General features: G+C 42.3%; 12 protein-coding genes. 9 read left to right on the top strand and 3 right to left on the bottom strand.

Going from position 1 to position 21813, the window contains the following annotated elements:
• The first annotated feature begins 1 nt into the window (after position 1).
• The 4 genes from uvrB (at position 2) to P5V12_RS11570 (ending at position 8086) form a co-directional block, all read left to right on the top strand.
• Positions 2–1999, top strand: coding sequence for an excinuclease ABC subunit UvrB (uvrB, locus tag P5V12_RS11585; protein WP_316953249.1), 1998 nt, complete (start codon positions 2–4; stop codon positions 1997–1999).
• A 14-nt stretch (positions 2000–2013) separates the two neighbouring features.
• Positions 2014–2571 carry an NADPH-dependent FMN reductase gene (locus tag P5V12_RS11580; protein ID WP_316953248.1) on the top strand — a complete coding sequence of 186 codons (558 nt, stop codon included), beginning with the start codon at positions 2014–2016 and terminating at the stop codon, positions 2569–2571.
• Positions 2572–2826: 255 nt separating this feature from the next.
• Positions 2827–5982, top strand: a complete 3156-nt coding sequence (gene putA / locus P5V12_RS11575; RefSeq protein WP_316953247.1) for a bifunctional proline dehydrogenase/L-glutamate gamma-semialdehyde dehydrogenase PutA — start codon at positions 2827–2829, stop codon at positions 5980–5982.
• A 391-nt stretch (positions 5983–6373) separates the two neighbouring features.
• Entirely contained in the window at positions 6374–8086 is a 1713-nt protein-coding gene (locus P5V12_RS11570) for a hypothetical protein (protein ID WP_316953246.1), read from the top strand.
• 151 nt (positions 8087–8237) lie between these two features.
• Here the strand turns inward: P5V12_RS11570 and P5V12_RS11565 are convergent, their stop codons facing one another.
• Positions 8238–9113, bottom strand: coding sequence for a LytTR family DNA-binding domain-containing protein (locus P5V12_RS11565; RefSeq protein WP_316953245.1), 876 nt, complete (start codon positions 9111–9113; stop codon positions 8238–8240).
• A 310-nt stretch (positions 9114–9423) separates the two neighbouring features.
• On the opposite strand from P5V12_RS11565, the gene P5V12_RS11560 reads away from it, so the two are divergent.
• The gene (locus P5V12_RS11560) at positions 9424–11835 is read left to right on the top strand and encodes a TonB-dependent receptor (protein WP_316953244.1); all 2412 of its coding nucleotides are present in this window, start codon (positions 9424–9426) and stop codon (positions 11833–11835) included.
• A gap of 119 nt (positions 11836–11954) precedes the next feature.
• Here the strand turns inward: P5V12_RS11560 and P5V12_RS11555 are convergent, their stop codons facing one another.
• On the bottom strand, positions 11955–12527 hold the full coding sequence (locus P5V12_RS11555) for a hypothetical protein (RefSeq protein ID WP_316953243.1): 573 nt from the start codon (positions 12525–12527) through the stop codon (positions 11955–11957).
• A 274-nt stretch (positions 12528–12801) separates the two neighbouring features.
• Between P5V12_RS11555 and P5V12_RS11550 the strand changes: the two genes are divergently transcribed.
• Complete coding sequence (locus tag P5V12_RS11550; protein ID WP_316953242.1) at positions 12802–13566, top strand: polysaccharide deacetylase family protein; 765 nt, start codon at positions 12802–12804, stop codon at positions 13564–13566.
• Between the two features lie 588 nt (positions 13567–14154).
• Positions 14155–16905, top strand: a complete 2751-nt coding sequence (locus P5V12_RS11545; RefSeq protein WP_316953241.1) for a glycosyl hydrolase family 18 protein — start codon at positions 14155–14157, stop codon at positions 16903–16905.
• A gap of 131 nt (positions 16906–17036) precedes the next feature.
• Here the strand turns inward: P5V12_RS11545 and P5V12_RS11540 are convergent, their stop codons facing one another.
• Complete coding sequence (locus tag P5V12_RS11540) at positions 17037–19928, bottom strand: TonB-dependent receptor (protein ID WP_316953240.1); 2892 nt, start codon at positions 19926–19928, stop codon at positions 17037–17039.
• 186 nt (positions 19929–20114) lie between these two features.
• Between P5V12_RS11540 and P5V12_RS11535 the strand changes: the two genes are divergently transcribed.
• On the top strand, positions 20115–20729 hold the full coding sequence (locus P5V12_RS11535; protein WP_316953239.1) for an RNA polymerase sigma factor: 615 nt from the start codon (positions 20115–20117) through the stop codon (positions 20727–20729).
• Positions 20722–21741: a FecR family protein gene (locus P5V12_RS11530; RefSeq protein ID WP_316953238.1), complete on the top strand. Its 1020-nt coding sequence runs from the start codon at positions 20722–20724 to the stop codon at positions 21739–21741. Before P5V12_RS11535 ends, P5V12_RS11530 begins: the two co-directional genes overlap by 8 nt.
• The last annotated feature ends 72 nt before the right edge of the window (positions 21742–21813 follow it).

Below are 21813 nucleotides of genomic sequence, written 5' to 3'. Positions count from 1 at the left end.
TATGTCTAAACCCTTTGTTGTTAGAAGTAAATTTGAACCAGCAGGCGACCAACCTAAAGCCATAAGTGGTTTGGTTAATGGGCTACAGTCTGGCTTAGCTCATCAAACTTTGCTTGGCGTCACCGGGTCTGGTAAAACCTACACCATTGCCAAAGTTATTGAACAAATGCAGCGGCCAACTTTGGTGATGGCACATAACAAAACGCTTGCCGCTCAGTTGTATGGCGAGTTTAAGGAGTTCTTTCCCAACAACTCTGTTGAATACTTCGTATCTTATTACGACTATTACCAACCGGAGGCCTATGTGCCTTCGTCAGACACGTTTATTGATAAAGATGCATCGGTAAACGACCATATCGAACAAATGCGTTTGTCCGCTACTAAAGCATTAATGGAACGGAAAGATGCCATTATTGTGGCCACCGTCTCGGCCATTTATGGTTTGGGTGACCCTGACTCCTACATGAAAATGATGTTGCATTTGGTGCGCGGTGATCAGATTGATCAACGGCAAATACTCCGTCGTTTGGCCGAATTGCAGTACACACGAAATGATATTGACTTCCATCGTGGCACATATCGGGTGCGTGGTGATGTGATTGATATTTTTCCTGCGGATTCCGAAGCAGAAGCTTTGCGAATCGAGTTGTTTGATGAAGAGGTCGATAACTTATCCATTTTTGACCCATTAACTGGCGAAGTGCTGGGTAAGGTTGCACGTTACACTGTTTATCCGAAAACCCACTACGTGACCCCGAGAGAAAAAATTCTGGAATCAGTGGACTTTATTGAGCAAGAACTCAAAGTTCGCCTGGAGCAATTGCGTGATAACAATAAGTTGGTTGAAGCGCAACGTTTAGAACAGCGAACCAAGTACGACATGGAAATGATGCGGGAATTAGGTTACTGCACCGGGATTGAAAACTACTCTCGTTATTTATCCTCACGCGAAGAAGGGCAACCGCCGCCCACATTATTTGATTACTTACCCAAAGATGCCCTGTTAGTGATTGATGAATCCCACGTAACGGTGCCGCAGATTGGAGCCATGTATAAAGGTGACCGATCGCGAAAAGAAACGCTCGTGGAATACGGTTTCCGTTTACCTTCAGCATTGGATAACCGGCCAATGCGCTTTGATGAATGGGAAACCATTGCGCCGCAAATGATTTTTGTGTCTGCTACACCGGGCAAATATGAAGAAGAACATCAGGGTCAAGTTGTGGAGCAGGTGGTCAGGCCCACAGGCTTGGTCGACCCCGAAATTGAAGTTCGGCCTGCGGGTACACAAGTGGATGATTGTCTGTCGGAAATTAACCGGCGTGTGGGCAATGACGAACGGATATTGATTACCGTATTAACCAAACGCATGGCAGAAGATTTAACGGAATATCTGATGGAGCATGGTGTGCGCGTTCGCTATCTGCATTCCGATATCGATACTGTTGAACGGGTAGAAATTATTCGCGACCTACGTACAGGTGAATTTGATGTATTGGTCGGGATTAACCTGTTACGTGAAGGCCTGGATATGCCGGAAGTATCCTTGGTTGCTATCTTTGATGCCGATAAAGAAGGCTTTTTGCGTTCAGACCGTTCTTTAATTCAGACCATTGGCCGCGCGGCACGAAATGTAAATGGTAAAGCCATTCTCTATGCCGACAGAATTACCGGTTCAATGCAGCGTGCACTGGATGAAACTGAACGACGACGCACGAAACAAATAGAGCACAATAAAAAACACGGAATTACACCAAAAGGCATTCGTAAGAGTGTGGCGGATATTCTCGAAGGTGCCACAGTGCCGGGTGCAGGACCAAACCGGAAAAAAGTTGCTGAAGGCCGTTCCAAGTACACTCTGGATATCCCGGACGGCAAAGATACCTGGCAGCATATTCAGGATCTGGAAAAAATGATGTACGAAGCTGCGAAAGATCTGGAATTTGAAAAAGCGGCAAATTTACGCGATAAAATTCAACAGCTAAAAGCGTTAGGTTAACTTAAGAATAATCCATGGAAAGAAATTCCAGGGACGGTATAGGTATGAGTCATATTCAATTACTGGCTTTGTCCGGCAGTTTACGTAAAACATCGTATAACACCTATGCATTGGAAGCGTTAAAAGAGATTGCAGAGCCCTACGGTGTTGACATAACCCTTGGTCGTATCGATCAATTACCACTATTTAACCCGGACCGGGAAGGCGACAATATCCCGCCTTTAAACACATTAAAAGCACAATTAGCTTCAGCAGCCGGTTTAATTATCGCCAGTCCGGAATACGCACACGGCATCAGCGGACCGTTAAAAAATGCGCTTGATTGGTTGGTGAGCGGTGATGAATTTCCCTACAAACCCGTAATGCTAATTAATACCTCCCCCAGAGCACACCATGCGTTGGATGCCTTGAAAGAGGTGTTGACCACTATGTCTGGGCGTATTATTGACGATGCCACGGTTTCCATTCCTTTGTTAGGCAGTGATTTGGATAAGGCTGGAATTTTGCAGCACAGAGATTTGTCCAATGCATTAGCCGCTGGCTTGAAGGTGTTTTGCTCAGAACTTCAATAGGTATTCCTTATTCCTATGAGCGCTGTTGCATAACAACAGGGTTTATTGAGGCAGGAAAAATACATGCCATGGAAATAGTTGTTTTCATACAGCGTAAGAATTTATTTATCTGATTACCTTAATCCTATATTCCTTTCCAGATTAATCGTTAACGGATTATCACTAAACGCCCCCACCAGACTGATCGTCTATTCTTAATACGTTGCCAACAACTATTTCTGTCGATTCAGCGCAAAAATTCCATAGGGGGCGACCATGCCTAGCATTCAGGAGTTGTATACGGCGTCAGGCGATGCTTTCAGCCTTGATGACATTAAGGCGAGTATTCGAGCTTCTTACCTATTATCTGAACCGAGTCTTGTTCATGAATTGAAGGGCATGCTTATTGATGGTGCGGCTAAGCTTGAGAGCATTCAAGATGATGCTCGTCACTTTGTAAATACGGTTCGGTCTGACTCCTCGGTCAATTCATCGTTTAATCAAGTACTACAGCATTTTTCTCTGTCAAATGAGGAAGGACTGGCGCTGATGTGTCTTTCTGAAGCATTACTGCGCATCCCGGATAATCAAACTCGAATAGAACTAATTAAGGATCAGCTGAGCAAAGGCGATTGGCAAAAGTTTATTCTTGATAATGATCATTACGCATTTCGAGTTGGTGTTTGGGGGTTGATCCTAACGGGGAAATATATCAAGTTGGGATCGTCAACAGCCAGGGGCCTTAAAGAAAACATTGTACAACTATTACATAAGTACGGTGACCCTGTAATGGCTAAAGCGGTATCTATGACGATGGCGGTAATGAGCAAACATTTCGTTATGGGGGAAAGCCTTGAAGAGGCATTAAAAAATGCGCAATTAAAAGATGGCAGTCAGTACTTATATAGCTTTGATATGCTGGGGGAGGCAGCGCTATCAAAAAAAATGGGCGAGCGATATAAAAATACCTATATTTCTTCGATAAAAACAATCGGTAAAGAAAAGTCGGTTAATCACCGGGGTGTGATGCCCAGTGTATCGATCAAACTTTCTGCGCTTCATCCACGATATGAATACCAGAAGGGAAATAGGGTACTACAGGAACTGTCAGACAGTGTTTTGGAGATAGCCATTTGTGCAAAACAGTATGATGTTTCGCTAACTATTGACGCCGAAGAAGCCGATAGACTGGAAATATCTCTGGATATTTTTCAACGTGTTTATGCTTCAGACGTAATGTGTGGTTGGGGAAAATTGGGCTTGGCAGTGCAAGCCTACAGCAAGCGGGCGTTGCCGGTGTTGGCCTGGATAAATGCTCTGGCACACCAACAAGGGGATGAAATTCCGGTTCGTTTGGTCAAGGGGGCATACTGGGATTATGAAATCAAACGATGTCAGCAACAGGGTTTATCTGACTACTCCGTATTTACCGAAAAGGCAGCAACCGATATTTGTTATCAGGTTTGTGCGCAATATTTATTGTCCCCCTTAACCAGAGGAAATATTTATCCGCAATTTGCCACACACAATGCGTATACCATCGCCTATATTCAGCACATAAGCGAAGGAAGGGAGTATGAGTTTCAACGTCTACATGGGATGGGGGAGAGTTTATACGATGAAGTTTTGAAGCGTTACTCTGCTCCCGTTCGTATCTATGCTCCAATCGGGCCGGTTAATGAGCTGCTTCCGTATTTGGTCAGACGTTTACTGGAAAATGGTGCAAACAACAGTTTTGTCAATCAATTGCTTGATCAGAAAGTCACGGTAGATGAATTGGTTTCTGTACCGGAAATTTCTGAACGTGATGGTGATAGTGAGTTAAATATTCCTCTTCCGGAAGATATTTTTCAGCCCATAAGAAAAAATTCGTCGGGCTTAAATCTATCGATATCCGAGCAGTCTGAAAAACTATTAAATAGCGTGGCGGAATTCGAGAATAAAATTTGGCATGCGGGTTCGATTGTAAATGGGGTCATGCAAAATAACGGTGAGGTAATCGTTATCCATCCCCCTTTTGATCCTGCAAAAAAAATCGGTGAGGTTCATTGGGCTAACCAAAGTGATATTGAAGACGCGGTACAGACGGCTTATGAGTATTACCCCATATGGCGGGATACCGATGTCGAAAAGCGCGCGCAATATATTGATACGCTGGCGGACTTAATGGGACAGCATAGGGATGAGTTTATTGCCCTCTGTGCTTATGAGGCGGGAAAAACCTTGCAGGATGGAATTGATGAAGTCAGAGAAGCGATCGATTTTTGTCGATATTATGCCGGGCAAGCCAGGGAAAAATTTTCTCGGTCGCTGTCATTAAAGAGCCCTGTGGGCGAATCCAATGAGCTATTGCTGCAGGGTAAAGGTTTATTTCTGTGTATTAGTCCCTGGAATTTTCCGCTAGCAATATTTACCGGGCAAATTGTGGCTGCGTTACTCTCGGGAAATACGGTTGTGGCCAAACCTGCAGAACAAACTAATCTCATCGCAGCAAAATGGGTGACTTTGGCACATTTATCTGGTGTTCCAAAGCAGGCTCTCCAGTTATTACTCGGGGATGGGGAATCGCTAGGCGGTGCTCTGGTTCAGGATGCTCGTTTTGCTGGAGTGTGTTTTACCGGTTCAACCGATACGGCCAAGTTAATACAAAAAACATTGGCTAACCGACCTGGCTCTATTGCAACGTTTGTTGCTGAAACTGGCGGTCAAAACGCGATGATTGCAGACAGCACCTGTTTACCCGAGCAGTTAGTCAAAGATATTATTTCCAGTGCTTTTTACAGTGCCGGGCAAAGATGCTCTGCATGCCGCGTGCTATATGTGCAGGAAGATATAGCTGATCAAGTGTTTATGCTTCTTTCGGGAGCGATGCAGGAGCTAACTCTCGGCGATCCGTCACAGTTGGAAACGGATATTGGGCCGGTTATTGATGACGAAGCAAAAAACGCATTGCAAGATCATATTCTTCACATGCAAAGTACAGCGAAAATCATTTCACAATCTCCACTACCAGATTATTTAAACGGCTTTTTTATACCGCCACTAGTTGTGGAAATCCAGAGTATTCAGCAGTTGGATAAAGAACACTTTGGTCCGATATTACATGTGATTCGCTTCCATCGTAGCGAATTGGAAAATGTCATCAGGGACATAAATCAAACCGGTTATGGTTTAACGTTAGGTATTCATACTCGTAACCAGCATCTGGCGGAGTATATTTCGGCTAAGGTGAATGTTGGTAATGTGTATATCAATCGTAATCAGGTCGGTGCTGTGGTGGGTGTTCAGCCTTTTGGTGGGCGAGGGTTATCCGGTACAGGGCCGAAGGCTGGAGGCCCGAATTACCTTATGCGCTTTGTTACCGAGAAGGTGATAACCCGAAATACTTCGGCTATTGGGGGTAGTGTTGAGCTTTATCAGAATAATAAATAGATAAGTTTTGGGGTTGATATGAGATGGGTACTTTTTTTCCGTAAATAAATTTGTTAATGCTTAAGTTTTATTAGGTGGCGATTTTGGTATGAATACATCTTTATTCAATAACAATTGGTTGATGATGGCAGTTTACTTTTGGAATGAATTTATGTTGCGGATTTTGTCTGATTTTTTTGCGCTTATTGGATGTTGTGTTGAGTAAAAATTAATTTCGGATATTGTATATTTGTTTGTTGAATGTTTTTCGACGTTCAATTCTTTTTACTGTAGAGCAATTCTTTAACGACTTTTTGTCTTTTCTTGCGGTTTATGTACAGCATTGAAAATGTTGCGTGTACATGGTGTTCTAAACTTGTTGAAACTACATATGATGTTCGGAGAATTGTGTATGCGTAAAATGTTCGTGTTTTTTCTGGCTTTTCTATTTGTTTTTTCTTATAGCGCAGTGGCGTCAGAATATGATGAAAACGCTCTAGCAGCAGACCAGCTGAAAGTGGCTGAAAGAAAAGCGAGTATGTTTGCTGCCAAAGTTAAATTGGCTAAGGATTTTTTTGATAAGAATAATCTGTCGATGACTCAGAAGCGTTTAAATGAGGCAAGTGGCAGCTATGAGCAAATCGCTGAACCATATCGTCTTCATCCTCAAGTGGTGGCTGATAAATCTTCTTTCGACACTCTCACTGAGGCTCTCGCCAAAGCCAATGCGATTGAAGATGCAGATAAAAACAAAGACCAGTATATAAAGAAAGTAGATGATGCGGAGAAATATCTGAAAAGAAGGGATGTAAAGACGGCTAAGGCAAGGCTTTCCAGCGCGTTAGATGTTTATGGCGAATTGCCGGAGAGCTATAAGGTAAAGGAAGAAGTTGTTGCGGCAAAAAGTAAGTACGAAACACTTATAAATGAGGTGGGTGCGCCAGAAGAAAAGAAAACCACGGAATCGGGTTCGACAACTGCTGACTCTTCTACTGAAACATACGGATTGGATCGTGCGGAACTAACTAAGGCAAAAAATAGTGCCAGCAGGTTTAAGAAAAATTTAAATAGTATGGTTTTCTATCATGAAAAGAAAAACTATAAAACGGCATACCCACTTGTTGCAAAAGGAAATAAAGAATATAACAAAATTCCCGAGGCTTATCGAGTAGAGCCCGGTTTGGTTGCGGATAAAAAACTGTTTGATGAGATTTCTGAGTTGGCCACAAACTTCTATATTGCGGATGGTAAGGCCAGAGAGAAAAGTCAAATGGAGTTTGAGCTTAGAAGCGGGTTTGATTCAAGTATACGCAAGCTTGGGAGCTTTCTTCCTTATTTGAAAGATGGGAAAGAACAAACCTTTGATGGTTATCTGTATGAGTTGGAGAGGTTTCTGCTGAATTACGAGGCAGGTTCTGAGCATGCTGTGAAATTGCTTGAAAAATATGAAGAGCATCTTGGTGATGAGGGGATTATTAAGGCCGAGGGCTATAGTAATGCAGAAATCATTGATTTAATTAAAAACCGAGATGTATATCGAAATGCTGCTGTCAAAAAGGCAATCGAAAAAGATTTGGCTAGTGTAATTAAATCTCAAGAGAAAATACTAAAAGACTTGGATGAGAGACGGATAGCCTTTAATGTTGATTTGGTTAAGCTTGAAGAAAAAGATTATAAGATGAGTTTAAATGGAGTAAAAGACATAATCGAGGTAAGCGAAACTCTAGGGATTCCTCTACCGGAAGAGACGTTTAAAGAGCTTAATGCATATAAAGGCAAAATTATAGCGCATTTGGAAGAGGCTGCTGATAAGGGCGAATTCGATGAGTCGGAGTATTCTGAAACCTCCAAGGATATGAAGCTCAGTGCAGAGAAGATTGGTAAAGAGCGAGGCTATGCGCTGATTTATGCCGGCGTTAACGAGGATGAAAAATGGACAATTGTTAAAAATGCACTCGGAATACCAACCCATAAATTTATTAGAGGTAAGGCTTTATATCATAAGGAAGGCGAGGATTTTTATCGTGCTATGGATGCCACGTTCAATGCTCAGTTTAATGGCACCGGATATGAACCTGTGAGTTGGGTACGTCTTGAGTCAAGAATAACAATTTATGAGCGATAAGCTGAGAAACATTTAGGCTCAATAGCAAAACATTACCCCAAGTACACCGGGGTAATGTTTTTAATTATGTATGTCCAGGGTAAGGAAGATAAGCGAGAGGTATTCTTTGTAATAGATCGATTGGAAACGGACCGATCTATATCTTGATTTTTTAGCCAGAGTGTTGATATGTCTGCTCGTGCGAGCTGCCGCTCTTCGAGAGTGTATGTGAGAGTAGTATCTGAGTTCCAAAAGCATCTTTCACTGCTTTACGTTTACTTCGTGAAACCGGGATTTTACTTCCGGTTGATGTAAGGCAATAGGCCTTGTCACCATTTATATGTAGTTTACTGACATGTTTATACGCCACCCAGTGAGATCTATGTACCTGAATGCCTTCATTTTGAAATACTTCTGCAACGGCTTTTATGCTGCCTAATATTAATGCTTTTCCTTTCGCAGTTTCGATGTTGATATAGTGTAAATCGGAACTCACGGAAACAATATCGCGACCAATTACTGATGGTAGTTTGTCCAATAGCACTTTTTTGTTTTCATTTTCTTTTTGTGAGTTGTATGATTTTTGTTCGGTTTTTTCCACCTTCTCGTTGGAATATGGCGTATTTTTTCTGGTGAATAGCGGTATGTTCATAATAAACCAGGATGCCAGGAATATCGGGCCCATTTGGGTAAATTCTTCTAGTAGTGCCCAAGCTGTGCTTTCTTGTCCTTTATTACTTAACCAGCTCATGGATGCTTTATCGACACTTGGAAAGATGACGTCAAACCAGGTGTATATCGGGGCACATATTACAGCGCCTATTAATCCGCTGATGCTCACTAATGTGAGAGGAGAGAGTTTACTGGTCACTTTGTTTCTGATCCAGTAACTGGCTAGATACAGTATTACCAATCCCGTGCCGATGTGGCATGTCCAAAAGAGTAGGCTCATGGCAATGCCATAGCGTGCAGTTTCATCGGGCTCTACAAGTGTAAAAAGTACAATTAGCGAAAGGGCTGATACCAAAAACGTCTTTTCTCGAGTCATATCATAATCTTTAAATTTCGAGATGGTTTTCGTCATCATTTTACTTGTACCTCAGTAGTGAAAAACGCCGTAAATCAACCAAATTGCACGAGTGGTGGGTTTTATGTATTAACGGTTGGTGCAGAATTTTAACACTTGATTGGTGGCACGCTCCATTTATACATGTTTTCCATCACTTGGTTCATTTTTACTCGTGGGTTGTTAGAAACTGCGTAGAGTTCGGGTCAATGAAAGATGTTTTCTTGCAACGCATTGATTGTCTGTTGCAAAAAAACAGTTGGATGAATTATCAATACTGGAGCTTTCGGTTATGACCGTAAAACTTATTAAATGGGTCTCAGGTGGTGTTATGGCCCTCAATCTGTCCTTGGTTCCTCAACTCAGCTGGGCGGATGTTTCCAATAACACAGGCCTTAGGGTGACAACCGTTTCTGAAGAAACACTGAAGAAATTGGGCCAGGTGACGATCACATTGCAATCACGCGAAGGGGATGAGCGTGTGGAGTTAACCCCTGGTGAAGGTAGTCTGTTGCTGACAGAGCTCTCTCCGGGATTATACGAGGTGGTCGCAAGTAAGGATGGTTATCTTGCTATTCGTCTGCCAACTGTTCGCGTGATTGACAGTAAGATTACCCCATTGGTTATTAAGCTGCCGCTATCGCAAGGAGCGATTGAAGAAGTGCTTGTGCTTGGCAATGCATCCGCCAGGGGAATGAACTCGGTGGGTGCTTCATTACTGGATAGGGAAAGCCTTCGCAGCGCTGCGGGTAGCGGAAGTGATGTTCTAAGGGCTCTGGATGGTTTACCAGGGTTATTTTCCGGCGGTGAGTTTTCCAGTTTTACTGTTCGCGGTGCTGGGCCTCGAGACAACTTGATATTAGTGGATGGTGTGCCTTTCGATAATGTCATTCACTTTAGCGACAGTTTTGGCGAGAAAGAAGAGTTAGAGGGGGGAGGTCGTTATTCGATTTTTGCCCCCAACATCATCGGTGAAGCGGAGTTTCAACCTGGAGGCTGGACACCTGCATATGGGGGTAAATCGGGTTCGTTACTCAAGCTTGATGTGGCAGAAGGTAACCGTGATACCGCTTCGTATACTGCACGCCTGGATTTGGCTGGCGTGGAGCTGGGCTATGATGGACCAAGTCGAATTCATAGTGGAACCTCCGTCTTGTTCTCCGCCCGTGATTATAATTTTGGTCAAATGTTTGAATTTATTGGCCTTGATGATGAAGGGGAGCCGAAGCTCACTGACGTCGTTCTTAAAACCAGTACAGATCTTCCCGCTGATGGGAAATTAAATATTCTGGCCATTTATGCTCCAGAATCCTTTGTTAGGGATATTGACCATGTTCTGGCTTCTGATGAGGATGAGCCTGGTAACTACACGGACGTTGAACTATCAGACGTCGAAAAAGATAACCAGTTATTCAGTGCGCATCTTCAATCATGGCTTCCCAGAGACTGGCTGTTGGCTAATCGAGTTTATCATCGGTTGTATGAAGAGCGCTCGATTAGTGGTGAAGGCTATCCGGATTTGGTGCCCATAGGAACGCCTGCCGCGGCTGTTCCTCAGCGACCAGATATACTCCGATCTTTCCATAACGAAACTGAATCTGGCTACATGTTGGATCTGACAAAAGAGCTGTCATTCGGAGAATTTAGTACAGGGTTACATGTATCACAAATCGATTTGGAAATGGATTTAAAACTTAAAGATAATTGGATTCAGTACACATTTGATGACGGAGACTCAAGGCCGAGTGAGGCGCAAAAATACATTGAATTTACTCCTGAATTGATGAACAGCCATTATGAGCGTTCCGAGTCAAATATCGCAGCTTACATTAATCAACAACTTAATCTGGGCGATTTTGACATTCGCTTCGGTGCGCGTTGGGAGCAAGATAATTTTGCAGACCAAAGTTTGTTTTCACCCCGAGTCGGTGCCGCATGGACTGCTTTCGATGATATGAGATTGACGCTAACGGCAGGGCGGTATTACCAAGCACCTAATTTTGATGAGAGAGCCTCTGATCCATCCAATGAAAATTTGGAAAATGAAAGAATTGACCAATTTAGTTTTGGTATGAACTATCAGTTTCATCGGAATTTGGCCTTTTTCTTTGAACCTTATTATCAGAAACTCAATAATTTGATTGTTGAAACAGATGGTGTGGATCGTACTTTTGCCAACACCGGTAGCGGTAAATCCTGGGGTGTCGATAGCGCACTCACTCGAAGTTTTGACAATGGCTGGTCTGCGGATATGAAATATTCATACAATAATGCGGAAATCAGAGATTTCGATCATTCACCATTGTATAAGGCTGACTTTAATCGCGAGCATTCTTTCAGTATCGGGAGTGTTTGGGAAATTAATGATCGCTGGAAAATATCCTCACGTTGGAAGTGGGCGTCAGGTCAGCCAAAAGATTCCGCAATCATTCATGCAAACGTATTGGGGGATGGCCAACCTCTACGCTATTCCAAAGAATACATCACAAATAATACGGAACGTTATGATGATTATGCATCAATAAACTTACGGGTGGATTACCGAAGAAGTATTGGCGCGACGGATATTATTGCCTTTATTGATATCATCAACCTAACCGGCTCCGAAAATCCAAGTTCAGACGAATTTAATGAGCGTAGTGGAAAAGATGACGTTAACGATGGGGAGATGCTTCCTATTTTTGGCTTGAGGCTTGAGTGGTAAGAGCAGTATTTTCTTCTAACGAAACGCTTCTTTCTACGTAGTTTGAGATTACTGGATTTTAGGAGGCGTTCGACAAAAAAATGCCGCTTGGATAAGCGGCATTTTTCGGCATATTCTATTTACTGTATGTGACTGACTTTTCCTTTGGAGTCAAAAGTCACGACACGCTGACCAAATTTGTTCCTCCAATATGTCCAAGTGTTGGAATCCAGAGTTGGGTTGGCGTGCTTTGGGGGACGCCCCATTGCCATTAGTACGCCTTTTTTACTCATCCCCATAACCGGTGTACCTTGTTTGATGCCTTCCTGATCGGCTTTGCTCATTTTTTTTATGTCATTCGGGTTGCATTTGCTACCGAAAAAATCCTGCAGGTGAATTTGAACTGAGTCGATGCTGTGCTTTGGAACATATTTATAGATGTATTCTCTTCCTCTATCTGGGACAAAAAACACCAAGCCTTTCTTGCTGATTTTCTTCAGTTCAACTTTAGTGCATCTGGGAAGAAGGGACGGAAGTTGGTAGTTTGTGGAGTAGAGAAGTCCTCGTGCTTCGTCTGGATGTAAATTCACCAAAGTGTAGACCTTGTCGCTTTTGAAAAGCTCCACCCCATCCTTATCCAGCAAGCTCTTTTTCCCTGCCATAGTGAGTTGAGATAGGAGGAGTAAGCAGATGAGTGTAAGTGTGGTTCTCATGGTCGGTATCCTTTTCTTGTGTTAGACGATAGTGGCGCTTGAGTTGTGAGTTAATCTGTTAACGCTGGTGCCAGGGTATGGTGTATGTTTCTTACTATGATGCTGTCCTGTCAATGCTGTGAACCCAATGTTGCTGCTCCCTAGTGTAGTTTACTCCATGCTTATTACCAGCGTAGTTTGGAGGCTCTATATAGCACAATAGTATGGCTAGTTGGTTTAACTAGTGCATATTATTGTACTAAGCTGTGTTTTTTCTCGTTCTGTGGTTGTGCTCATGTTGCAAATTAAGCTGTTTTCGTACTTGGTTGTTGTTCTTATCGCTGTAGGTTGTTCGAAAGACGAACAAATCTATAAAAAAGAGGTGTTTGTTCGGACTGATACAGATGCCAATACTCTGCAATCCCCGATGATTCAGATGGCTCAAAAATACCCTAAGGATGTGTTTATTGAAGGTCGTGGTTCGTCGAAAAGGGTTGCATTGACATTCGATGATGGCCCATCGCTTAATTCGCTCATTGTTAGTGATATTTTAAAAGAACAAAATGCTAAGGCGACCTTCTTTTTAATTGGTAGTCAACTCTTGAAGTATCCCGATATAGCTCGTTATTTACAGGAAGAGGGTCATGAGTTAGGTAATCATTCTTTAAACCATGACCATGCGGGCGGTTGGAGTGTGGATGACTTTTGGTCTCGGAGTACTGGAGAAACGCAGAATATTTTTAATAAAACGTTCAATCAAATTCCTGTTTTGTTTCGTCCTCCATTCGGTGAGATAAGTGAAGAGCAAATAGTTTTTTTAAAGGCTAAAGGTATTAAAACAATTTTTTGGTCGATTGATACTAAAGACTGGAACACATCTGTTATGGATGAAAAAAAGTTGGGGGAAATTGTTGAAGAGCATTTACACAATGAAGCCATTATTTTAATGCACGATAGTGGGGTGAATCGACAATATATGGTGGCAGCATTACCTGAAATTATTAACTACATCAAAAGTAAGGGATTTGAGTTGGTAACGGTGAGTGAGTTGTTGAACTAATTCCGGATTTTTATTAAAAAAAAAGTATCCTTCGATAGGCGGTGTCAATTAGGTGAAATATTCTGTACGACTTTATACGAAATAACATTAGATAATCGAAATAGAATTAATGGAAATATTGCATTTTAAGTAATGGAATGTTTCTGAATATCGGGCTGAAAGTAATCGGCCCACTATTGATTATTCAAGGGATTAATTTATCTTTGCGGTTTGGCAGATTGTATGTTTAGTTTTAGCCGTATAAACATATAGAAAACGAGATATATTGAACCAACTCAAAAAAATGCCGGTATAACAATGATAAGTCGGCGATGACCAATGAAATATCCGCAGACGTATTACTTGCTGCATGATTAGTTTCCTAGTGTAAGAGCTATGCTCTTGCACAGATAGAATGTTGGAAACAAGCGTTGCTTGTTTTCGCATGTTTGCTCTGGGAAAAAGATGTTTCTTTTAAGGTAGAAAGAAGTACGTCGTTTTGGCGTATGCGGAAGTACTATTCTCAAGAGCTCATATAGGCAGTTTATTCTGTTTATTGTGGAGTAGGCTGGCTAAATAATTACAATAATCAGTTGGAGATTTATCTCAATGGCTATTTCTAAGACAGCAAAGTACTCTGTAGCTTTGTCTGCGCTGGCCGGTTCATTATTTGCTATTCAGGCAAACGCTTACGATTGTTCGGGCGTTCCTGCATACGCTGATGGATCTGCATACGCGACAGGCGATATTGTGCAAAACGTTAATGAAGCATTTCAATGTACAGTCGGTGGATGGTGTTCCGTTGGTGGACCATACGCTCCTGGTGAAGGTTGGGCTTCTCAATATGCTTGGAGCAGTTTGGGGGCGTGTACTACGTCAAGTTCATCTTCTTCAAGCTCTTCAAGTAGTTCATCTTCTTCAAGTTCTTCAAGCAGTTCGTCTTCTTCAAGTTCTTCAAGCAGTTCGTCTTCTTCAAGTTCTTCAAGCAGTTCGTCTTCTTCAAGCTCTTCAAGCAGTTCGTCTTCTTCAAGTTCTTCAAGCAGTTCGTCTTCTTCAAGTTCTTCAAGTAGTTCGTCTTCTTCATCAAGCTCTGGTGGCACCACTCACGAAGCTTGTCGTCCAGACGGTCTATATAAAACACCAAATGTAGACACTCCGTACTGTACTGTATACGACACTGAAGGCCGTGAAACTATGGCTATCAACCGTCGTATCATCGGTTACTTCCCATCTTGGAGAACCGGTAAAGATGGTCGTCCTCCATACTTGGTGAAAGATATTCCTTGGGACAAGATTACCCACATCAACTTCGCGTTTGGACACATTGAGAATAATCAGTTGTCCATCGGTAATCCCAGCGATCCAAATAACGCTGCTACCGGTATGGATTGGCCAGAATATGCTGACGTAACAATGGATCCAGAATTTGCTTATAAAGGTCACTTTAACCAGTTCAGCAAATTCAAGAAGCAATATCCAAATGTTAAGACCATGATCTCTATCGGTGGTTGGGCAGAAACAGGTGGACACTTTGCTGATGGTACTCGTGTTGGTGATGGTGGTTTTTACACCCTAACCGACAGCTTGGGCAATATGGAGATGTTTGCAAACTCTGTAGTGGATTTCTTGCGCACATATGGTTTTGATGGTGCGGATATCGACTATGAATATGCGACTTCCATGAAAGATGCGGGTAACCCTCTTGATTGGCCGATTGCTAACGCACGTCGCGCTCAATTGATGTCTGGTTATGTTACTTTGATGAAAACCCTACGTAACAAGCTTGACGAAGCCGGTGCACAAGACGGTAAGCATTATCTGTTGACTGTTGCCGCACCTTCTTCAGGTTATCTGTTGCGCGGTATGGATATGTATCAAGTTACTCAATTCCTTGATTACGTAAATATCATGTCTTACGACCTACACGGTGCATGGAACCAATACGTTGGTCCTAACGCTGCGTTGTATGACGATGGTAAAGACAACGAGCTTATTCGTTGGAGTTTCTACAGTGCTTACGGTATTGGTTACTTGAATACGGACTGGTCATATCACTACTTCCGTGGTTCATTGCCACCAGGGCGTATCAACATCGGTGTTCCTTACTATACTCGCGGATGGCGTGAAGTGGTTGGTGGTACCAATGGTCTATGGGGTACTGCGCCTACAACGACTGGTTGTGCTACCGGTCTAACTGAATGTGGTAAGGGTGCAATCGGTATCGATAACCTATGGCATGATGTTGAAAACCAAGCTGAAGTTCCTGCTGGTGCAAACCCAATGTGGCACGCTAAGAACCTAGAGCGTGGCATCATGGGTAGCTATTCTGAAGCCTATGGACTTGATCCAACAAATAACCCTGAAGATCAATTAGTCGGTCAATACGTTCGTCACTATGATTCAACCATGGTCGCTCCATGGCTATGGAATGATCAGAAGAAAGTCTTTATCTCGACTGAAGATGAGCAATCTTTGGCTGTGAAAGCGGACTATGTTGTCGATAAAGGTATCGGCGGTATCATGTTCTGGGAGCTTTCTGGTGACTACGCATGTCCTACTGATGTAACCAAAGAGTGTACTGTGGGTGAAACTCTCACAACTGTGTTGCATAGCAAATTTGCTAACGCGCCGGCTTATAAAGCGGTTCGTGCAGAGCGTCCTATGCCTTCAGAGCACCTGGATGTTTCATTCGAGCTTGGTGGATATCCAGTGGGTGATAGCAACTTCCCAATTACTGGTAAGCTGACTTTCACTAACAATTCGCCAATCACTATTCCTGGTGGAGCAGTGTTTGAGTTCAACTATGCAACATCTGATACCGGTACCATCGGTGATCAAAGCAGCTTAAGAGTAACCACTGTCACTGATGGTCATACTGGTAATAATACTGGTGCGCCTGGATTGGATAGTGATTACCACTTGGCGAGCTTTACTTTGCCAACGTATCAGTCACTAGCTACTGGTCAAAGCATTACCTTTACCTTTACTCAACAGTTGCCAACGTCTATGTACTCTAACTGGACTGTGACATTTGGTGGTAGAACTTACGGTCTAGGTTTTGATTACACCCGTGGTTCTGTACCTGCAACTGGTTCTTCCAGTTCGTCTTCTTCTAGCTCCTCTTCATCAAGCTCTACCAGCTCGTCTTCTGGTGGTACTGGTGACTGCGCAGCAGCAGGCGTTAACACTGCAACTGTTCCAGCATATCCAAACTGGCCACAAACTGACTGGGCAGGTAACCCAAGTTATGCAACAGGTGGTGACTTGATGTCTAATAGTGGTTCTGTATACCGCGCTAACTGGTGGACTCAGTCAGTTCCAGGCAGTGACGGTTCTTGGACTTTCGTGTGTAACTTATAATTAACCTAGGTTAATTATTAAAAGAAGGCGGCCAATAGGCCGCTTTTTTTGTGTCTGATGGTTTTGTTGTATGTCGAGAGGATGGTTTATTCGCGGGTATAAAAATATGGTGGAGTAGAAAACATGGGAAATTAAAAGCTAATTTTTGTTCCAATCAAAAACCTTCGTCCGTGTTCGTATATGCTTCTGGTAAGCCCCGAATTTGTAAATGTTACAACTTTTTCATTTGTAAGGTTTGTTGCGTCAATGTATAAGCTGATTTTTTCAGACTGGTTGTAATTGATTCGAAAATCGATTTGAGTGTAGGGATTTGTTTGATCTTGGTGGTCTGATTCCGGTTCCAGATATGACTTAGATCTATAGTTGCATGAAATTCTAGTGGAGATTTTTTTGTTTTCGTAGAAAAAAGAAAGGTTTGCCTGTTCCCTTGAGTTCCCCGGTAGTTCAAATGTTTGGCCTGAAGGTAGTGAGATTGTTTCGGCGTTGGTATAGGTATAGTTTGCGGTATAGCCGTAGTTATAGAAAAATCGCTTTGATAAGCTAAGTTCAACCCCTTTTAAGTTAAGTCCTGGACCATTGAGAGCTTGAGAATAGGTTATGTACTCATTGTCGACAAGCCTTGTTGATCTTTGAGTATAAATAAATGTCGAGATATCCTTATAAAATAAGTTTAAGTTAAAACTTGATGCGTTTTCTCCGTACCATTCAATGGCAAGTTCTGCCTGGTTAGCTCGATACGGGTCTAGATTCGGATTGCTCTCGTGTATGGTGCTGGCCTCTATGTTTACTTCCTTGTGTGGAGAGAGTAGATGATATGCTGGTCGTGCAATTGCTTTTGATAAAGATGTTCGAAATAACCATTCATTGTTAATGTTAAATTTAGATGAGATAGACGGTAAAAGGTCTAAATAACTTCTGTTATGTGTTGTTATATCGTTCACGTTGTAGGCTTTGGATTCCTGATTGGTATAGGCAGCCCTTATTCCCATTTCTGACTCCACTCTGTTCTGTTGAAGAGAGGCTGTGATATAAAAATTTGTAATGTCTTCTGTTAAATCAAAATAAGCATTTTTGTTATACTGATATTCAAACTGGTTAGCTTGTTCTTGGCGTCTTATCTCAGTTAGAAGTAGGTCTTTATCTACCTCTGCATATCTGGCGATAGTGTATTTGGCAGGAATACTTGGGTGTAATCTTGGGCTTGTAGAATTGGATATGTTTTGCATTTCAAAAACATCTCCCTGTCCAACATACACGCCTCGCTGAGATTCTTTGCTAAGACTATGATTTCTATGCTTTATTCCAAATGAAATTTGGTTGAAAAGGAATAAGTCGTTATTGTATGTGGCGTCAAACTGTATGTGAGCCGCAGAATCCTGGTTTTTGTGAACCTGATTTCTCAGCGCAGAAAAGTTGTTAATACTGTATGGGTCAGTGGGGTCGATATCAATTACTGATGTATAAAGGTGTTGATCCCGTAAATCAAAATTGAATAATGCTCTTCCACTTTGTAACAAATAATACTCATGATTGTTTCCTCCTTTAGAATGGGAATATCCTAGTTGTGATGTGAGAAGCCAATCTGAGCTAAAGTGTTTTAGTTTTAAATGATAAAAATTGGTTTCGGTATAAGCGTCACGAAGTATCACATCATTATATATGTTGTCGTACTGTAATGAATCTATCTCTAGATTGTTGTCTAGTTCCCCTCCAGCCAGAATGACTTGATCATTATTTTTAATGAATTCTGGATTATATATCACATGTTTTTTTTCTGGTGGATATAGATAAGCCCACATATGAGTTTGAAGTGTTTGGTTTTTATTGTCCGCCTCAATGGAAGACATCAATGTATTAAATTCTATTAAAATGTCATCTCTGGGGTACCATTGAGTCACGATGTTTCCTGACAATCGTTTTCTTTTGTGAATGTAAAAGGCTGATCCAATAACAGATGTTGGAATTTTTACATCTGTATACGAATTGCCATATTGATCGTTAACGCTATACAAGTCCTCTGAGAAAAAGAAAGCCTCCATGCCATCTCTTCTGGTTTCTCTTTCTTCAAAAGACAGTGCGATAAAAATACCAAACTCGTGTTCTTTATTAAGCCAGTTCCCCAAAATGGAATATTGGGGAAGCCCTTTATCTGCAAGTTCTACATGTTCATATTCCAGATAGGCTGTTACCTGGTTTTTGCCTATTTCAAATGGCTTATAGGTCTTCATGTTTATGGTACCACCCAGACTTCCTTCTTCTTGTTGAGCTAGGGGGCTCTTATTCACTTCAATGGATTGGATTAGACGGGAAGGGATTAGGGAATAGTTAAATCCACGACTAAGGTTGTCGCTGATCCACCAATATGTTGAGGCTATATACTGGTCTTCAAGCAGAGTTCGGTTGACGTCTTTAGAGGTTCCTCTAACACTGATATCACGACCTTCGCCCCACAGTCGGTCGACTGAGATTCCTGGAATTCTCTGCAACGAATCGCCGATATTTCGATCTGGAAAGCGTCCGATATCTTCGCTACTAACATGTTCCTGTATTGAAAACCCCATGCGTTTTTTGTCGATACTTGCTTGGAGGCTGTTACGTAAACCTGTTACATATGTTTCTTCCAGTTTTCCTGCGGGTTGTTCAATGCTATCGACCTTAACAAAAGGAGGGTCACTTTTTCTCTTTTTTTGGAAAATTGCTATGGAGTGGTTTTTCCCTAGTGAATAGTCCAGATTTGTATCGGCTATTAGTTTTAAGAAAACTTCAGATGCGAGTAAATTTCCTATGAATGGGCCGACCTCTCGTTTAGGAATTTCATCTTCTTTATATAGGATCTGGTATCCGCACTGTTCCGCAAAATCTTTTAACGCTTGGTGAAGTAGCTTGCTAGGAATGTCGAAACTACATGTCTCTTCGTTGGCCAGGGATAAGGGTGAGATTCCTAGAACTGCTATTCCGGTTAGTAGCGTGACAAGTTTTCGCGAAAAAATCATATTTGTTGCTCGGTTTTCACGATATTCCAAGAAGGTTTCCTACCGCATGTATGGATATTTCTATCTATTTTGGCGTTGATTGGCACAATAATACACTATTAGGTCAGTTTGTGTCGGGATGAGTGTTCGGAGTGCGTATTTGGGAATACTAGGGAGATTTATGACCTGGGTGTTGATGGAACCCAAAACTTTTGTATAGTGTGGTAGAGACATAAAATGCTGGGAATTCAACGAATTATGGCTGATGAGCACTGTGAGAACGATGAAAAAACGCTCGTTTCTCTCTATAAGGCCAAGGATGAGAAATCCATTCAGGCAAGAAATAACTTTATCCAGGAACTCTATCATACTCATCGTGCTAGTTTGCAGAGCTATATTGCCGGGCTATTACCAAATGGCTACCAGGATTCTGGAGAGGTTTTAAATGAAACCTATATCCGCCTCCTAAGGATGGACTCTCCAGAGCGCCTGGACAGCAACCCCAAAGCGTATATTTATACCATTGCCACCAATATTATTCGTGATGAGATACGGCGCAAAGTAAGCCGCAAACACGATGCTCATGTCGAGTTCAATGAAGAAGAGTGTTCTCCAGATGAATCTCTCAATCCCGTCAATAACGTGAGTTTTAGTCAATCAATGAATCGAATGAAAGAGGTGTTATTTCAGTTACCGAAGCTCACCAGGGATATATTCTTGCTAAGTCGGTTTGAGGAGATGACTTATCCTGAGATTGCGGAATCTCTTGGTGTCAGCACAAGAACGGTTGAACGTCATATGAGTAAGGCCTGTGGCGCGCTGCAAGCGTCTGTAGGAGGCAGTCATGAGTAAAGTCGTATCTATTAGTGATCAAGCAAACGTCAAAGTGGCTTCTGACTGGTTTGCAAAAATTGTGCAAGACTCGGCTATTGAGTCTTCGAAGGAGTTCAAGTTGTGGCTTGAAAGCTCTGAAAGTAACCGGCTGGCCTATGAGCAATGTAAGCTCAGTTGGGAGATGATGTCATTGATGGCAGAGGATGCCGACGTATTGGATGCACTGAATGACTTAAGAGGCTCCCGGCAATCAATCGCACGACCGTTTTATCGGCGCTTTCGTTATTCATTGGCGGCTGCGGCTTGCGTGTTAGTTGCGGTTACTGCTTTCATGCTTAATACAGTGGCTCCAGATAAAACGGATGTTTATATTACTACTGTGGGAGAGCAGCGAAGCGTGGAACTGATGGATGGCTCCAGTATACAGATAAATACAGACACCCGTTTAGAGGTTTCTTATACACCAGAGCTTAGGAAAATTCGTCTGGTTTATGGCGAAGCCTATTTTGATGTGGCAAAAGACAAGCAGCGTCCATTTGAAGTTTATGCAGCTGCTGGCGTGGTCAAGGCAGTTGGTACGGCGTTTAATGTTTCTTATTTAAAAAAACGGATAAAAGTTGATGTTGCCGAGGGAATAGTAGAGGTTTCTAAACCGTCCTATACCATGGAAGGTGAGAGAGCATCATCTGGTGTGTTGGCCGAACTAGGTGTTGGCCAGGCCGCGGGTTTCAATGAGCAAGTATCAGATTTGACGAAAGGAGAGGCTCGCCTAGATAAAATTGAGGCTTGGAGGCAAAATAAAATCTATTTTGACGACGATCCGTTAGATGAAGTGGTCGATGAGTTCGAACGATATTCAACATATCGAATCGAAATTAGAAGTCAGTCATTGAAGAAGGCCAGGGTGAGCGGGATCTTTAATGTTGGCGATCACGATACTTTTTTGTTTACTCTCGAGAAGGCTTTAGGCGCCAAAATCCGCCGGATGGATAAGACAGTTTATCTCTATAGTCGAAATGAGGATGGATAAAACCGGTTTTATTCCTATATAATGCTGGAGTTGAATTAAAAACGATAAGTTTTTTTGGCCGATTGGGTAATG

This window comes from Teredinibacter sp. KSP-S5-2 (genome assembly GCF_032773895.1).
Classification (GTDB): domain Bacteria; phylum Pseudomonadota; class Gammaproteobacteria; order Pseudomonadales; family Cellvibrionaceae.
The sequence above is the reverse complement of the archived record's forward strand: the minus strand, read 5'-3'. Positions and strand labels throughout refer to the sequence as shown.

Excerpts from the sequence above, each read along its gene's own strand:
- uvrB (WP_316953249.1), top strand. The coding sequence starts at position 2 with ATGTCTAAACCCTTTGTTGTTAGAAGTAAATTTGAACCAGCAGGCGAC.
- P5V12_RS11580 (WP_316953248.1), top strand. The coding sequence starts at position 2,014 with ATGGAAAGAAATTCCAGGGACGGTATAGGTATGAGTCATATTCAATTA.
- putA (WP_316953247.1), top strand. The coding sequence starts at position 2,827 with ATGCCTAGCATTCAGGAGTTGTATACGGCGTCAGGCGATGCTTTCAGC.
- P5V12_RS11570 (WP_316953246.1), top strand. The coding sequence starts at position 6,374 with ATGCGTAAAATGTTCGTGTTTTTTCTGGCTTTTCTATTTGTTTTTTCT.
- P5V12_RS11565 (WP_316953245.1), bottom strand. The coding sequence starts at position 9,113 with ATGACTCGAGAAAAGACGTTTTTGGTATCAGCCCTTTCGCTAATTGTA.
- P5V12_RS11560 (WP_316953244.1), top strand. The coding sequence starts at position 9,424 with ATGACCGTAAAACTTATTAAATGGGTCTCAGGTGGTGTTATGGCCCTC.
- P5V12_RS11555 (WP_316953243.1), bottom strand. The coding sequence starts at position 12,527 with ATGAGAACCACACTTACACTCATCTGCTTACTCCTCCTATCTCAACTC.
- P5V12_RS11550 (WP_316953242.1), top strand. The coding sequence starts at position 12,802 with ATGTTGCAAATTAAGCTGTTTTCGTACTTGGTTGTTGTTCTTATCGCT.
- P5V12_RS11545 (WP_316953241.1), top strand. The coding sequence starts at position 14,155 with ATGGCTATTTCTAAGACAGCAAAGTACTCTGTAGCTTTGTCTGCGCTG.
- P5V12_RS11535 (WP_316953239.1), top strand. The coding sequence starts at position 20,115 with ATGCTGGGAATTCAACGAATTATGGCTGATGAGCACTGTGAGAACGAT.
- P5V12_RS11530 (WP_316953238.1), top strand. The coding sequence starts at position 20,722 with ATGAGTAAAGTCGTATCTATTAGTGATCAAGCAAACGTCAAAGTGGCT.